Source organism: Marinomonas sp. HM11-D (assembly GCF_057626615.1).
This window is the reverse complement of sequence record NZ_JBMMKT010000020.1, coordinates 1-15,924: the sequence shown is the minus strand read 5'-3', so window position 1 is coordinate 15,924 and position 15,924 is coordinate 1. Positions and strand designations below refer to the sequence as shown.

16 protein-coding genes are annotated in these 15,924 nt (G+C 47.6%); 11 read left to right on the top strand and 5 right to left on the bottom strand.

Annotation, left to right across the window (positions count from 1 at the left end; all coding sequences use genetic code 11):
- Positions 1-5: 5 nt before the first annotated feature.
- On the bottom strand, positions 6-1,238 hold the full coding sequence (locus ACOSVP_RS17615; protein ID WP_487348790.1) for an NAD(P)/FAD-dependent oxidoreductase: 1,233 nt from the start codon (positions 1,236-1,238) through the stop codon (positions 6-8).
- A gap of 237 nt (positions 1,239-1,475) precedes the next feature.
- Here ACOSVP_RS17615 and ACOSVP_RS17610 point away from each other — a divergent pair, with 237 nt between their 5' ends.
- The 8 genes from ACOSVP_RS17610 to ACOSVP_RS17575 all read left to right on the top strand — a co-directional run bounded on the left by ACOSVP_RS17610 (position 1,476) and on the right by ACOSVP_RS17575 (position 10,446).
- Positions 1,476-2,453: a TRAP transporter substrate-binding protein gene (locus tag ACOSVP_RS17610; protein WP_487348789.1), complete on the top strand. Its 978-nt coding sequence runs from the start codon at positions 1,476-1,478 to the stop codon at positions 2,451-2,453.
- Positions 2,454-2,984: a TRAP transporter small permease subunit gene (locus tag ACOSVP_RS17605; RefSeq protein WP_487348788.1), complete on the top strand. Its 531-nt coding sequence runs from the start codon at positions 2,454-2,456 to the stop codon at positions 2,982-2,984.
- A gap of 12 nt (positions 2,985-2,996) precedes the next feature.
- The gene (locus tag ACOSVP_RS17600) at positions 2,997-4,298 is read left to right on the top strand and encodes a TRAP transporter large permease (RefSeq protein ID WP_487348787.1); all 1,302 of its coding nucleotides are present in this window, start codon (positions 2,997-2,999) and stop codon (positions 4,296-4,298) included.
- A gap of 135 nt (positions 4,299-4,433) precedes the next feature.
- Entirely contained in the window at positions 4,434-6,179 is a 1,746-nt protein-coding gene (locus ACOSVP_RS17595) for a putative bifunctional diguanylate cyclase/phosphodiesterase (protein ID WP_487348786.1), read from the top strand.
- Between the two features lie 107 nt (positions 6,180-6,286).
- On the top strand, positions 6,287-6,715 hold the full coding sequence (locus ACOSVP_RS17590; protein ID WP_487348785.1) for a DUF7282 domain-containing protein: 429 nt from the start codon (positions 6,287-6,289) through the stop codon (positions 6,713-6,715).
- A gap of 156 nt (positions 6,716-6,871) precedes the next feature.
- Positions 6,872-7,522 (top strand): 2OG-Fe dioxygenase family protein, encoded by a 651-nt coding sequence (locus ACOSVP_RS17585; RefSeq protein ID WP_487348784.1) that lies wholly within the window; start codon positions 6,872-6,874, stop codon positions 7,520-7,522.
- Positions 7,523-7,705: 183 nt separating this feature from the next.
- On the top strand, positions 7,706-8,722 hold the full coding sequence (locus ACOSVP_RS17580; protein WP_487348783.1) for an amino acid ABC transporter substrate-binding protein: 1,017 nt from the start codon (positions 7,706-7,708) through the stop codon (positions 8,720-8,722).
- 8 nt (positions 8,723-8,730) lie between these two features.
- Positions 8,731-10,446, top strand: coding sequence for a GGDEF domain-containing protein (locus tag ACOSVP_RS17575; RefSeq protein WP_487348782.1), 1,716 nt, complete (start codon positions 8,731-8,733; stop codon positions 10,444-10,446).
- A 3-nt stretch (positions 10,447-10,449) separates the two neighbouring features.
- Here the strand turns inward: ACOSVP_RS17575 and ACOSVP_RS17570 are convergent, their stop codons facing one another.
- Both ACOSVP_RS17570 and ACOSVP_RS17565 read right to left on the bottom strand, forming a co-directional pair.
- Positions 10,450-12,018 (bottom strand): EAL domain-containing protein, encoded by a 1,569-nt coding sequence (locus ACOSVP_RS17570; protein ID WP_487348781.1) that lies wholly within the window; start codon positions 12,016-12,018, stop codon positions 10,450-10,452.
- Between the two features lie 134 nt (positions 12,019-12,152).
- Entirely contained in the window at positions 12,153-12,740 is a 588-nt protein-coding gene (locus tag ACOSVP_RS17565) for a DUF2057 family protein (protein WP_487348780.1), read from the bottom strand.
- Between the two features lie 143 nt (positions 12,741-12,883).
- Between ACOSVP_RS17565 and ACOSVP_RS17560 the strand changes: the two genes are divergently transcribed.
- Together ACOSVP_RS17560 and ACOSVP_RS17555 are read left to right on the top strand one after the other, a co-directional pair.
- Positions 12,884-13,549: a 7-cyano-7-deazaguanine/7-aminomethyl-7-deazaguanine transporter gene (locus tag ACOSVP_RS17560; protein ID WP_487348779.1), complete on the top strand. Its 666-nt coding sequence runs from the start codon at positions 12,884-12,886 to the stop codon at positions 13,547-13,549.
- Between the two features lie 71 nt (positions 13,550-13,620).
- The gene (locus tag ACOSVP_RS17555) at positions 13,621-13,905 is read left to right on the top strand and encodes a TIGR03643 family protein (RefSeq protein ID WP_487348778.1); all 285 of its coding nucleotides are present in this window, start codon (positions 13,621-13,623) and stop codon (positions 13,903-13,905) included.
- Positions 13,906-13,956: 51 nt separating this feature from the next.
- Here the strand turns inward: ACOSVP_RS17555 and ACOSVP_RS17550 are convergent, their stop codons facing one another.
- Positions 13,957-14,910 (bottom strand): glutathione S-transferase family protein, encoded by a 954-nt coding sequence (locus ACOSVP_RS17550; protein WP_487348777.1) that lies wholly within the window; start codon positions 14,908-14,910, stop codon positions 13,957-13,959.
- A gap of 13 nt (positions 14,911-14,923) precedes the next feature.
- Positions 14,924-15,328 carry a DoxX family protein gene (locus tag ACOSVP_RS17545; RefSeq protein WP_487348776.1) on the bottom strand — a complete coding sequence of 135 codons (405 nt, stop codon included), beginning with the start codon at positions 15,326-15,328 and terminating at the stop codon, positions 14,924-14,926.
- Between the two features lie 254 nt (positions 15,329-15,582).
- On the opposite strand from ACOSVP_RS17545, the gene ACOSVP_RS17540 reads away from it, so the two are divergent.
- Entirely contained in the window at positions 15,583-15,741 is a 159-nt protein-coding gene (locus ACOSVP_RS17540; protein WP_072242132.1) for a YqaE/Pmp3 family membrane protein, read from the top strand.
- The last annotated feature ends 183 nt before the right edge of the window (positions 15,742-15,924 follow it).

The window sequence follows — 15,924 nt, the reverse complement described above, 5'->3', positions numbered from 1 at the left end:
CGCGCTTAGAAGCGACCAGTGGGCAAGAGTGCATTCCACACTTTGTCATGCTCGCCCGTAATTTCAGCCATGAGGATTTGCGCCGTGGTCGGCCCTTGGGTAAAGCCTTGATGACCATGACCAAAGTGGAGCCACATGCGCTCATGTTTCGGAGCCCGCCCCACCACTGGTAGCATATCCGGCATGCAAGGGCGCGTGCCGTACCATTGGGATTCACGTACACGATCGCCCATGTCCAATAATGTGCGCAGCGCTTTGACGCCACGTTCAAGTTGAGTTGGCTGTGCTGGATCGTCTAAATCAACCAAGGCCGCTCCCGTCGTCACACGAATCCCACGCGACATAGGTGCGGCAAGGACGCCGTTGGCAACATCGAGGAACGGACGATTAAGTGGCGTGGTTTCTTTGTAGTGACCGTGGTAACCCCGTTTGTAAACCATCGGAATCTGGTAACCAAAGTGTTTGAGCAGTTCAGGGCTCCACGGCCCCAGCGCCACTACTACCTGTTCCGCGCTGATGACATCCGCTTCGCTGTGAACAGCCCAGCCAGTGGTGGTTTCAGTTAAACTGTTGGCGTCGCCTGACACTAGCGTTCCACCACGTTTTACAAATAAATCGGCGTAAGCTTGAGTCAGTCCACCGGGATCACGACAGCTCCAACTTTGTAACCAATGAATGGCACCGACTGGGGCGTGTTTCAGTGCCGGCTCTTCGGCTTGGTAAGTTACCCCATCCATAATGCGTGAGGTGACACCGTATTCACGCTCTAAACGCTCGGCACGCAGACTGTCTTGAGTAAAGCTTTGCTCATCGCGATAAAGCATGCTTAGACCTTGACGCAGGATCAGATGCTCTGCGCCAGCGGCTTCAATTAACGGCGTATGATCGGCTGTGGCCTTGGCTGCCAGCTTGGAGTAGGTCTCTGATATCGCATGATGTTTTGCCACAGACGAGTTGCGAAAGTAGCGCCACAATGCCGGCGCCATTTTCAATGTTGGCAAGGTTTTCCAAACCACATCATTACTGCTGCCGATGGCATAGCGCCACAAGGTTGTCAGATCCTGAGGCAAGGCGTAGGGCTCAGCCGCTTCCGTTTGAATAATACCGGCATTACCAAAACTGGTTTCTAACCCTGGTTGTTTGCGATCTACCAGCACCACAGAATGGCCATTCTGCTGCAACGCCAGCGCACTGGAGACACCCACCATACCCGCGCCCAATACAATAAAATCTGCCATACACCCTCCTAGTTTGCTGTGCTCAGTTTCACTTTATCGCACTTTTCTTTTCCTGCGAACACTGGCCATTTAAGCGACTTTTTCAGCTTGAATCAGTCTGTTTGGTCCAGAAATTGCGTAGAAAATTAGCACAGTATTGCTGGTTATGAATGCGACACTCTTCGCCATTAACACTAGCGATTCAATTTTAGACTCCTTATAGTAAATCTACATTCACGGAAAAGGGACAGAAGAATTATGCGCGTAACTGGTTTATTAGCCTCTGCACTGATCGCATCTAACGCCTCGTTTGCCTTGGCAGCACAGTTTGATTTCTCGAACGAATACAACACCAACTCCATTCACGCCCAAGGCGACCAATTCTTTATCGAAAAGGTAAAGGAGCTAAGTAATGGTGAAGTGAATATCACACTGCACTCTGGTGGTGCACTGGGTTACAAGTCCGCAGACCACTTTTATGCCGTGGCGGATAACGCGGTACAAATCGCGGACACCCTAGCCGGTTCGATGGCGGGCATCGATCCGATCTTTCTTCTGTCGTCTCTCCCCTTCCTAGTAGAAGGTGAAGACCAAGCCGAATTGCTTTACAAAATCGCTAAGCCTTACTACGCGGAGATTTTTGAAGATAACGATCAAATCCTACTGTATGCCTCACCTTGGCCAGCCAGTGGTATTTGGTCAAAAGAAAAAGTCGACTCAGCTGAGTCACTGAAAGGTTTGAAAATCCGTTCTTACGACAAAAACGGCACCTTGACGCTACGTGAAGCAGGCGCAGCACCAGTTAACCTATCGTGGGCTGACGTGGTACCACAATTATCCACCGGCGGTATCGAAGCGGTGCTAACCTCTGCCGATGCGGGCGCGAGCGGTAGTTTCTGGGAGCACCTAGATAACTACAGTGCGATCCAATACGCGATTCCGTTGAACATGGTGCACATGAACCGTGACGAGTTTGAAAGCCTAACCGATGACGAGCGTGCCGCTGTCATGGAAGCCGCTAAACTAACCGATGAACACAACTGGCAAACGGTGCGCATGCGCGTACAGGGTAACTACAAAGAGCTCGCGGAGCATTCTGTTGCTATCCATGATGATCTGCCTGCGCCATTTATGAAGCACTTACAAGAGTCAGCGCAACCGGCTCTGAAAGAGTGGTTAGAAGATGCCGGTGAACGCGGTGAAGCGATCCTTGCGGAATTCAACAAAGAGAAATAAATGCTATTAAACCTGCTGTTAGGCTGCTCCCGATTCCTGAATAAGGTGTCGGGAGGCATTGCCATGTTACTCATCGTCTACATTCTTGGGCATATTTTGCTGGAGATTGTGCTGCGTCTATTTGGCACCTCCACCTATGTGTTAGACGAATTCGTCGGCTACGCCGTGGCTACCTTAACCTTCCTTGGCCTCGGTTACAGCCTTGAGCGCGGTAGTCTGATTCGTGTTGGCTTGATCATTGAGCGCGTGCCAGAGAGCAAACGCTGGTTGTTTGACTTGTTTGCTACGCTCGTGTCGTTAGCCATGTTTGCCTGGATTTACAGCTACTGGCAATCCAACGTAGTGCGCAGTTTTAATCGGGGTACGACCAGCCAATCGATTATGGAAACACCGCTGTGGATTCCTCAGGGGTTGGTGCTAGTGGGGCTGGGGCTGCTGTGTTTTACCCTGTTCACCCATGCCTTGGTTTTGTTGTTCCGCCAAAAATCCCCTGAAATCCAGTCTGCCGCTGGGCATACTCAAGAACATTAAGGGACGCCTACTATGGAAATTGTATTATCCGCCGTGGGCGTGATTGCCTTGATCTTAGTCGTGCTGGGCATGGGCGTCTGGGTGTTTTCTGGCCTAGCAATTGTTGCCTTGCTGTCACTGATTATGATTGGCGATGTCAGCATAGATCGTGCGGGCGCCATCCTTAGCCGTATTATCTTCCGTGCAGGTAACTCCTGGGAGTTGGCCGCTATTCCACTGTTTATCCTGATGGGGGAACTGATCTTCCGCTCTAATATATCGGATCGCTTATTCCGTGGTTTAGAGCCTTGGACGCGCCATATTCCAGGCGGCATTCTGCATACTAATGTGTTTGGCTGTGCCATGTTTGCGGCGGTCAGTGGCTCCAGTGCGGCTACCACGGCGACCGTAGGTAAGATCACTACCAATGAGCTCAAAGTGCGTGGCTATGACCGCGATTTGTCAATCGGCTCCCTAGCCGGTGCTGGCAGTTTGGGCCTATTGATCCCGCCTTCTATCGTCATGATTGTCTATGGTGTACAAGCAGAGGTGTCGATCACCAAGCTATTTATGTCGGGCGTTCTGCCAGGTATTTTGGTGGCGGCGCTGTATACCGGCTATTTGATGACCCGCGCTTTAATGAATCCAAGCATTGCGCCAAAGGAAACCGGCAGTACCGTCACCAAACTACAGAGTTTGGGACTACTGTTCCCAGTGATCTTGCTGATCACCATAGTGATGGGCGCCATCTATACGGGGATCGCCACACCGTCGGAAGCCGCAGCTGTCGGCGTGCTAGCGACATTGGTGCTACTGCTGGTGGAGCGTCAACTCAACATCGAGATTTTCCGCGAAGCCTTGGTCGGTACCCTGCTTAGCTCCACTATGGTATGTAGTATCCTGATCACCGCGGCCTTGCTGTCCACCGCCATGGGTTACCTGCACCTGCCAGCGGAACTGGCCACCTATATTGCCAGTTTGGATTTATCGCCTGCTTGGCTGCTGCTGGCATTGGCTTTGTTTTATATCGTGTTGGGATTATTTCTAGACGGTATTTCGATCACAGTGATGAGTTTGCCGATTACGCTGCCGATTGTCATTCAAGCAGGCTTCGATCCGCTTTGGTTCGGCGTGTTTTTGGTGATCATGGTGGAGCTTGGACAAATTACGCCTCCTGTGGGCTTTAACCTGTTTGTGTTGCAGGGCTTAACCGGAGAGAAAATTGGCCGCGTGGCCAAAGCCTCGTTCCCATTCTTTGTCTTAATGTGTGTCGCAGCCTTGCTACTGTGCATCTTCCCAGACATCGCTTTGTGGCTACCTAGTGCCCTAAGCTAACCACTGACACAAGCGCAGAGCCCAGCTCTGCGCTTGTGAATTTTTGTTCACATCCGGTGCAAGCTTGCGCTACATCAATTTTCTCTAATCTGGTTTCTATAGTCTTAAACATCCTTATATTTTGAGTAGGTGTTCATGGAAGCCCTGTTAACCAATGTCCCGTTCTCCCCTGCTATCATGAACCTGTTTCGTGATGCCGTTGTTGTGACCGATGCTCAGGGCATTATTCAGCAAGTGAACCAAGCCTACCAAGACGTCTCCGGATATCGCGCAGATGAGCTCATTGGGCAGCCTCCCGCCAAGATCAAATCAGGCCACCATAGCAAGGTGTTCTATGAATCCATGTGGCAGGCACTGAAGACTCAAGGGGTTTGGGAAGGAGAGATTTGGGACCGCCGTAAAAATAATGAGGTCTATCCTAAATGGTTGAAAATCCAGGCCATTCATAACGAAGACAATGAAATCACTCACTATGTGGGCGTATTTCATGAGACCAGTAGCAGCACCCCCAGTTTCCATGAGAAAGAACGCCTCGCCAACATTGATCCCTTAACCGAACTCTATAACCGTCATTGTTATCGTGAGTTCCTGACTCGCATCCTGCGTACCGTGTCAGAACAAGATCAGTTAGTGCAGCTGTATTTGGATATTGACCGCTTTAAGGAGGTCAATGAGCGCTATGGCTATGTCGTAGGCGATGACCTGTTGGCCATGTTTGCTGATCGTATTCGTGGCCTGTGGCATGAGATCAATAATGAGCTGTTACACCCGATCCAGCGAGACCAAGAACACTTGATTGGCCGTTTTAGTGGCGATGAATTTTTAATGGCATTTCGCTTTGATGCCAAAGAGCAGGTTGACCTTGACCTGCTACTAGAACGTCTGTCCAACGCGCTCAATGAGCCTTATAAGATTCGCGGCCACATTATTAAAATCAGCTGCAGCATCGGCATGGCACAGTTAAATGTGGATGCCCGAGACGACGATGAACTCATCTCTCACGCTGAGTCCGCCATGTATATCGCCAAACAAACCGGCGGTGATCGCTCAATGATTTTCACCCAATCTATACAAGAGCAAATTGAGCGCCGTAAACTGATTCAGCAAAGTCTATTACAAGCCGTTGAAGAACAGCAGTTTGAGCTGTATTACCAACCTAAGATTGGCGGCATGTCGCGGCGTGTCTGTGGTTATGAAGCACTGGTGCGTTGGAATCACCCAACCTTGGGCATGCTCTCGCCAGTGGAATTTATTCCAATCGCTGAAGAGAATGGCGCCATCTTACCGTTAGGGGATTGGATCTTTGAGAACGCTTGTTTATACGCAAAAAGCCTTAATGACATTGGTTTGATTGATTTGCCGGTGGCGATCAACGTCTCTGCCATTCAACTGTCTGATCCTGGTTGGCTAGACCGTCTCATGCTAACCATCGATAAAACACACATTTCGCCACACTTAATTGAGCTAGAGCTGACCGAAAGCCAGTTGCTCGCCGACATTGAGAACTCCACCGATATCATCAACTACATCCGCTCAATGGGTATTAAAGTGGCCTTGGATGACTTTGGTACCGGCTACTCATCCTTAAGCTATCTGCGTAACTTGCCGCTGGATACCTTGAAGATTGATCGCTCTTTTGTCTCCCATCTACAGGAAGATCATGAAAATTACGATCTGGCCATTATTAAAGCGGTGACTACCCTCGCCAAGCAGCTGGGGATGGCACTGGTTGCAGAAGGTGTTGAACAAGCGGTTCAAGAGCGAATCCTACGAGAAATCGGTTGTGACCAACTACAAGGCTACTTGTACAGCAAACCCATCCCAGCCGAAGAGTTCCTAGAATTGTGCCTCAATAGCCTCGTTCATAAAAAAGATGATTAATTTTTCATTTAAAGTGAATCATTCCTGCAATTGCTGCGTATTAGATAATACTGACAGGTTGTTCGTTAGTGTCTGACACACCATCACCCCATTACAGGAAGGTATCTATGAACGCTACAACGCTTAAAACACTGAAAGTTTTTTCTCTAGGTTTGGCTCTTACGGGAGCCGGTTTAGCCTCCGCGGGTCATCACGAAGTCGCTGTCAAAGGAATGGATCAAGATGTTTCCAATGGCTACGTAACTGCCAGCATGATCAAATCGGAAGCAAATGGTTGGCTTGTGGTGCACCGCACCGACAGTAATATGAAACCCGGCCCAGTGGTGGGCTATGCCCCTGTAATCAAGGGCACCAACAGCAATGTCAGCGCTATCTTGCAAGAACCGGTCGCTTCCGGTGACATGTTGATGTTAATGCTGCATGGCGAAGATGGAGGCATGAAAACAGGCATATTTGAATACACGTTAGGCGCTAAAGAAGATGGTCCAATTCGTGTAGATGGTAAATTAGTTATGACGGTTATCACCGCCAAATAAACTACAGAGTTGGCGCACTCAGCGCCAACTCAACTCACTCGCCAGCACTCAACTTTCCGCATTTTTTAAAGACGTCTACACTTAACAATGAGTTTACCTACTCACAAAAAATAAGTGCGTTGCGCATGATCTGCCAACGTCGGGGAGGATATTACCATGTTGACGACCAAATCTGCTCAAGAGGCATTTCGTCTAGAAATTGGGCAATTGCCACCAGACAGTGTCAGCCATCTGGCACCATCATTCGATAACTTACCAGACAACCCTTATGCCGACGGCTCGTATCGTTTACGCCGTTATTCGCGTTTTATCTTTCGTAATGACGCTTTAAAACGTCTACCGACAAAAGCCTTTGTACAAGACGCGAGCATTAATCACTTCCAAGGTAACGTCGAACGTATCTACCCCGAAATTGAAGATCAAACCGTTGCCGATCCCGCTTTTCTTGAGCTGTTCGAGCACTTTCAAAAAATGGCCGACATCGCTGATGGCAGTACCATTGAGGTGCACCAGATGCGTATTTTTGCTGACCATCATCAAGTAGACGTTGCGCCAGAAGGGGTACACCAAGACGGTTTTGACCGCATTGGTATCTATGTGATCCAGCGCCATAACATTAGCGGTGGTGATGTCAGTATTCACTTAGAGGAAGATGCTAAAGCGATGATGAAGCACCCACTCAATAATGGTGAGTTCGTGGTGTTGAACGACCGTCGTTTCTACCATTATGCCTCACCCATCAAACCGATTGATGGTGAACTTGGTTATATGGACGCCTTTGTCTTAACCGCAAACCTTGTGCATTAAGCCAGCCCTTCCAATACATTTCTACTCAGCCAACTATGATGTGTGCGTCATAGTTGGTTGTATCAAGTTTTTATCATATAGCCCTGTCTTGGCGATGGTATCCGTCTACAAATTTCTCTATATTGTTAGTCATAAGTAATAGATATAACATCGAATCAAGTAGTTGCTTCGCTAGGACGGTATATGAAAGCGCTTCCTTTACTGTACAGCTTGTCACTGGCCACATTGCTCAGCGCCACAAGCCTTTCGACACACGCCAATACCCTATCAGACATCCAGCAACGCGGTGATGTAAACTGCGGCGTCTATCCTGATGACCCAGGTCGAAGTGCATTAGACAGTAACGGAAAATGGCAGGGCTTTTATGTGGAGTTTTGCCGTGGTGTCGCCGCAGCCGTGCTTAACAATCCAGAGTATGTGAACTTTGTCGAAGTCGGCCCAACCTCTCGCTTCACCTCGTTGGTGGATAAGAGTACCGACGTGGTGATGTACAGCTCGACTTGGACATTAGGACGTGAAAACGCCTACCAAGTTAGTTTTCCTGCTCTGTACCTGTTTGATGGCCAAGGCTTTGTGGTACGTAAAAGCTCCAATATTCATACCCTCACAGACCTTCACGATAAGACAGTCTGTGTGACTGGCAACACTACCACACAACAGAACTTAGAAGAGTACATCGCCGCTCAAGGCTTTGATACTAAGGTGGTTTACGCTAACGGCGATCAGTTTTTCCGTGGCAGTGTCTGCGATGCTTACAGCGCCGATCGTATGAACCTAGCCACTAACCTTGCTAACCGCGTCGACAATCGTGACGATTACTTTGTTTTGCCTGACACCTTATCCCGTGAGCCGATTGGTCCAACCGTGCGCAACGACGATGCTCAGTGGCAACGTATCGTTCGTTCAGTAGTCCATGCAACGATCCTTGCCGAAGAAAAAGGCATCACTCAAGCCAATATTGATCAAGTGAAGCAGAACAGCCACAACGTCGAAACGCAGAACTTATTAGGGAGCAGCGGCGACATTGGTCAGCAGCTTGGTTTGGATCCAGACTGGGCCTATCGAGTGATTAAATCAGTGGGTAACTATGCTGAGATTTATAATCGTCATTTCGGCCCAGATACTCCGATCGGCCAAGAACGTGGCCTTAATGCCCTATGGCGCGATGGCGGTGTACTGTTTGCGCCGCCGTTTAAGTAAGACGCTTTATGAGTACGCCTAACCTATTTTCCGTCCCTCGCTTTCGTAAGCTCGGCGTCCGTTTAAATATTATTTTGCTTGGCATTATTCTGTTTTTCCTCGTCTCCAGTGGCTATGGCATTTGGACCCTGCAACAGCAATCGGCACAGTTTAAAACGGTCACTCAAACCTACTATGATCGCTCAATGCTGGCCGCCGAGCTGTCGCGAGACGCTGAGTTGATCGCTACCCAAGCGATGGAGCAAAGCGTCACCCAGCGGCTTAGCAATATCGATGCGAATATTCTACAAACTGATATTACACGTACCTTCACCGTTGCCCGTAGCAAACTCACCGCCAAAGCGCCCGAAGAAGTCGCCGTGCTGGCTGAAATAGATCGGCTGACACAACCCTACTTTGATCAGTTAACGCTGTTCTATAGCCTCATCGAAGATCAGCAGCGTCTGCAGCTACGTATGAATCGTTTAGATAGAGAGCGCCAACAATGGATAGCGCCCTATATCAATTTTGATGTGTCGGCCGATAATGGTCTATTCAGCACCCTAGTGATCAACCTAGCACGCAGTACCTTGGCCATGCAGGGTGCTCAAAGCCCTGGGCTACTAGCCCGTCGTAAAGCACAACTGGAAGAAGTTCGTAGTATGATGGAGAAGCTTGATGGCTTAACGCAGATTCAACAACAGGCCCGCGAGAAGCTTTTAGAAAATGTCAGTGACACACTACTACTTAAAGACCAACTAGATCGGTCACGCTTAGAAACGCTTTCTGCGATGCGTAAAACTCGCCTATTCGCGCAACGTATCAGTAGTGTTTGCTATGACTTTTATCTTTTAGTAAAGCAACGAGCAGAAAACGCAGCCGAACAACACAGCCAACTCATTGACCGTGTGACGCTACAAATCGCCGCCTTTAGCGCCGCTTTCCTAGCGTTGATTGGCCTGACCTATTGGTTTATTCATCACTACATTATGCGCCGTATGAATCGTCTTAGCCACGTGATGCAACAACATGCCACTGGCCTACCAGCTCCCATCCCACAAGATGGTCATGATGAAATTACCGTAATCGGCAGGACCTTTGCCCAGTTTGTCAGCGCTAATGACTTGGCACGTGATCAGATCCAAAGTGCTCGTCAAGCGGCCGAAGCGGCCAATGAGAAGCTACGCGAGTTGAATATCTCACTACATATGCAAAGCAATACCGATGATTTAACACAAATCCCTAATCGTCGCTCGTTCTTCGACTGGTTGCATCCCGCCTATCAAAAACTCGTTCAGCAAGATCGCGGACTCAGCATTTTGATGATTGATATTGATTGGTTTAAGTCTTACAACGACCACTACGGCCATCAAGCAGGAGACGAATGTCTTCGCCATGTGGCGCAGTTATTACGTAGCGTAGCGCAGCAATATACCGGTATGTTAGCGCGCTATGGTGGTGAGGAGTTTATTGTCGCGGTACCAGGTATTAGCTTTACCCAGGCGCAATCATTAGCAAATCAGCTACTTGAGACAATTGAAAACGCCAATATCGCCCATGGCTATACGCCGAAGCACCATATTACCATCAGCGTGGGGCTGGCCACATTAGACCACGCGAGTCAGACTTACCCAATTGAAAAGTTGATCTCGACTGCGGACCAATCGTTGTATGAAGCTAAGTCTAAAGGACGCTCACAGGTTGCCAGCCAACAGATCAAGCTGGCGCTTGACCCTCTCGCTTAATGGTTAGACCTTTAACGCAAGATAGGATTCGAGCTGAGCAATAATCATCGGCTTAGCATAGAGCCAACCTTGCACCAGCGCTTCGGGACAAGCTTGATAGATGTAGTCCGCTTGCTCTTGGGTTTCTACCCCTTCAAACACGCACACCACCCCTAGCCCTTGAAGCAGACCAAAGATCGCATCCAGCATGGTTTGGTTAATCGAACCGGTACCAATCGACTGAGTAAAAGATTTATCTACTTTGATTTCACTGGCATTTAAATGGCCAAGCCATGCAAGGTTGGAGTAGCCCGTACCAAAGTCATCTAAGGAAATGCTCACCCCTGCGGCCACATACTGGCGCACCACTTGAGCCAATCGATCTTCGTCCCCGGCAGAACGCTCTGTGATTTCAAAGACCAATTGCTCTAGACGAATATCCAGCTGCTCCGCCGTTTGGATGATAAACGGCAATAAGTCCGGATCCATCAGATCTTGAATCGACAGATTAATACTCAGTTTAAAATCAGGGTAAGAACGCAATACTCCGCGCATTTTACAAAGACTTTTATCGATCACTAAATGAGTGACTTGACGAATCAGTCCTTTCTGTTCTGCCACAGCGATAAAAATTTCTGGGGATACCATACCAAAGTAGGGGCTGTTCCAACGCACTAATGCCTCAGCGCCAACAGGACGCCCATTTACGAGACAAATTTTAGGTTGGAAGACAACATTAAGCTCTTTGTTTTGCAGCGATTTTTTCAAGTGATACGCCATCGAGTGACGACGACGATGGGTCTTATAAACCAGAGAGCTGATCCCTAAGCCGCCGAAACTACCCAATAAGCCAATCATGCTGGCACTGATCCAAGTAAGACCAAAAATGCCCGAAGCCCGATCTTCAGCGAGAACACACAGACCAACATCGGAGCAATCATAGTAATGTAAAGTGGTCGAGGGGTAGCTCGGAAGCCAAGTCTGTAGATGACCTAATTGCTGCTTGAGCTGGTCCGCATATTGACCATAGGAACGAAACACATAGGTCGCATTTTGATTGACCACGATAGCGGAAATATTCTGACTAGGCTCGCGCATGGCATCAAATGCAAACGGTGAGGTAATGGTCATGACATTTCCATCTTGGGCAATGTCTGACTCAAAAATAGTACCAACGATCTGCGCAGAGTTATGCCAAAACTTCACTCCACTACTTAAAAGCTTATCCGCTTCAGGTAAACCAATCGGGTAATACAAGACGCCTCGTTCTGCGGTACAAACAATCGAGCCATCGACTATGCGCCCAATATCTTTTAGATATTTATGGTTCCAAAGAACTTCTCGTAGCCACTCAATATCATCAGAGGTGCAAAGTTCGTAGGGAGAGCGCTGCGCCTCCGCAATGCTTTGCTTCAGGTCTTGAGTGACGTCGCTGGCATACTTTAACGCATAACGGGAATAGCTTTTCAGCTCGTCAAGCTGACCCTTTTGCAAGGTGACATGAGCGATCCACAGCGCCAGTAGGGCGCAGATTATCGCCACTATCAAAGACTGCACAATCAGTCGAGTATGTTCTTGCAGCAGTCGTAACATCCTTGCAACCTAGCCATTCAAACCTAAAAAACGGCATTATATTTAATTCCCTTATAGATAATAGGGGCATAAATTCAAGAAATGTGAAAAGACCGTGAGTTCGTTACATTTCGCTACTTTTCCCTATATTTTAGCTACTGCTTTATTATCCACTCCTTGATTTCCTGACGTTGCTCTTGATTGGCTTGTAAGTACAGCAGCTGAATCGACTTCAATAGATCATTATTTTTCGGATCTTCTAACTTGCTACGCACAAACTCATTTCCCTCCGCTTCATTATACTGGTCAAGCAATGACTGAATGGCTTCTTTGGGTACCACTTGCTCAGATAGAGGTTGGAAATTTAGGGTTTTAATCGCACCATTATTGAATTGTACACGCCAGACATTGAGATTTTGAAAGTACAGCTCCGCCTGGCTTTTGGTAAATAAATCCGGCGCTAAGACTTGCACTTCATCATTAGCCAAGGTTGAGAACGTCATCAGATAAGGCAGTGTTTTAAATTCCACTTCCGCACTACCATCTTGTAAACGATTTTTATAGCGAAACACGAGTTGATGCTCGCCGGACTTGAGATCCCGTGGCGTGGTATTGAGAGACTTTAGCACCTGGCCATCGACCGCCAGCAGTTCAATGGCTTTATCCACATGTAACGAGCCGGCTTGCAGTAGCGTTGAGCTTAATAACAGCACAGCACTGGCCATCATTTTGCATCGGTTCATAGTAATCTCCCTTGAAGGCCATGTTGTAGCATGGACTCTTGAATTGGTTAATGTATAATCGGCGACCTTGTTTGACCATCTGGTTGAACAACCACAGAAGCATTTGGGTTCCCTCACCCCAAACCAACTAAAAAGGTAACGCTATGAGTTCGTTTACTCCTGCGCAACAAGGTAAGGCTTTGCGCTATTTAATCGCCTTCCATCTTTTGATCATCGCATCAAGTAACTATCTGGTTCAAATCCCGTTTACGCTATTTGGTTTTCATACCACTTGGGGCGCCTTCACCTTCCCATTTATTTTCCTAGCAACGGATTTAACCGTGCGTATCTTTGGCGCGGCGCTGGCACGTAAGATCATTTTTTTAGTGATGATTCCTTCGCTATTAGCGTCTTATCTATTATCAGTGCTGTTCTATGAAGGCGCTTTTCAAGGCTTGCAAGCCTTAGGTGAATTTAATCTGTTCGTCGCTCGTATCGCCATTGCCAGCTTAATGGCATACGCCTTAGGTCAAATATTAGACGTACATGTGTTTAATCGTCTACGAAAGCTGCGCAGCTGGTGGATAGCACCGGCCGCATCAACGGTCGTGGGTAATGGCTTAGATACACTGGCTTTCTTTGGCATTGCGTTTTACCAAAGCCCTGATGCTTTTATGGCCGCTCACTGGCAAGAAATCGCTTGGGCAGATTATGGCTTCAAGCTAGTCATCAGTCTTGGGTTATTTATCCCAATATATGGCGTGCTGTTGGCTTTCTTAGTGAAAAAGATCACGGCTACTAGAACCGATTTCCAGCTTGCTAACGTATAGTAAAGACGCAAAAGCCGCGGCATCCACCGCGGCTTTTTTTGTATCTGTGATAACGTGTTAGGAGTTGAACCATGAATGAAACAGCACATTTAGACAATGCCTCGATCTCCAGAGTCATCGAGATGGCATGGGAAGACCGAACCCCATTCGAAGCCATTGAAGACTTATATGGCTTAAATGAGACAAGCGTCATCAAACTTATGCGCTCAACGCTAAAGCCTACTAGCTTTCGTAACTGGCGCGCACGTGTGTCTGGCCGTCCAACAAAACATAAAGCACTTCGTTCAGAAGAAATCATTCGCGGATATGCCCCAGCGCAATATAAGCCGAATCATGGTTTAAAACGCCGTCCATAAAAAGGCGAACCCTATGGTTCGCCTTGCATAACACGATGACAATCTTTTTGCCTATAGACCGTAGCGACTCATATCAGGGCCTACTGGTACAATTTGTGTAGGATTAAGCGCTTTTACTGAGTAATAACCACGCTTAATATGATCAAGATTCACCGTCTCACGAATACCTGGCAGGTTAATCACACGCTTCACATACGCATCTAAGTATGGGTATTCTCGTAGCTGTTTGTGACTGCATTTAAAAATACCGTGGTAAGCCGGATCAAAGCGAATCAGGGTTACAAATAAGCGAATATCCGCCTCTGTGAAGGCTTTTCCTAGCAAGTAGTCTCGACCATCGGACATACGCGTTTCCAGCGTGTCTAGCATCTCAAAAACATCCTGATAAGCTTCTTCATAGCTTACCTGTGTCGTGGCAAAACCTGCACGATAAACACCGTTGTTTAGCTTTGGATAAATGGTGTCATTGAGGATCTCAATATCAGCCTGTAAGGCTTCTGGGTACAAATCAAAATCTTTGTTAGCCAATGAGCCAAAGCCTGAATTCAGCATACGCACAATGTCAGCCGATTCGTTGCTAACGATGGTTTGTGTCTTCTTATCCCATAGCACAGGCACGGTTGCACGACCAGTAAACTGCGGATCCGCTTTGGTATACAGCTCATGCATGTATTGCACACCGTTTAGAGTGTCGATGTCAGCACCTGGGTAGGTGCCAAATTGCCAACCTTGATCGGTTAATGCTGGCTCCACCACTGACACACTGATGACCTCTTCGAGCCCTTTCAGCTTGCGAGCCATCAGAGTACGCGATGCCCATGGGCAAATGAAAGCAGCATACAAATGGTAGCGGTCTTTCTCCGCCACAAATTTGCTATCAGGAGTGGCTTGCTCTGGAGCAACGACCCAATCACGAAAGCTTGAGATTTGGCGTACAAAACCACCTTTTTCATCAGTAGCTTGAACCGGTTGCCAATCTTGTGTCCATTTACCTTCTACTAGCATCGCGAACCTCCTATTAAGAACGTAGAGTTGGTTTTAGTGCAAACTTACCGTCACCCGCTAGAGCCAAAACTAGTAACGCGACGGCCCAGAATGCTGGGAATTCCCAGCCGCCATTTGGGTTGTTAAAGTAAAAGCCCGCAGCGCCGTGTACCATTACAATTGAACCGATCAAAATTGGGATCAAAGTGATTGCGAAGAAACGTGCGTAAACACCTAGAATCAAAGCAAGACCACCAATCAATTCCCACCCCATACCTAGGTAGGCAGAAAAGCCAGGTAGCCCTAAAGACTGAAAGAATTGCGCAGTACCAGCAGGTGTGAAGACAAAGAACTTCAAACCAAAGTGCATAAGGAATAAACCACCTAGTGCAAGGCGAAGTAGTAATAGAGCGTATGGAGCAGTACGTTGATCGATCATCTGGAAGAATCCCTATTGGTTAATTATTGAGTGTAGATTAGCGAATAACTGATAAGATTGTAATTACCCTAAAATGCAGTTCATTATTTCTTTTATTGAAACAATTTAAATAAGTGTAAAGACAACTTCTTATCTTCTAATCATTACGCAATAAATATCGTGCTAGTGTGTAAAAGCACGAACTAGGCTTGCCGAAACTGGTTAGGGCAGCCAAAGTAATAGTGAATACTGATAAATAACGAGGATGAAACGATATGGACTTAATTCGAATTTTATTCGCGATCTTACTTCCACCATTGGGGGTCTTCCTACAAGTAGGTATTGGCGGTGCATTCTGGCTGAATATTCTACTAACTCTGCTGGGTTATATTCCTGGTATCGTTCACGCAGTATGGGTAATTGCCCGACGTTAGCGAAGCCTTCATTAGTAAGCAGCCCAGCCTTGTATGCTGGGCTTTTTTATATGGGGATAACTAAAGGAGTTATTAACAGTTAAGAAGAGCTTTGGTTCATTGCAGCCAGCTAGCAATAACTAGGGGTCAGATCCCTCAACAGTATGCAGTGATTGGACGCTGTTGTACGTACAGGGATCTGAT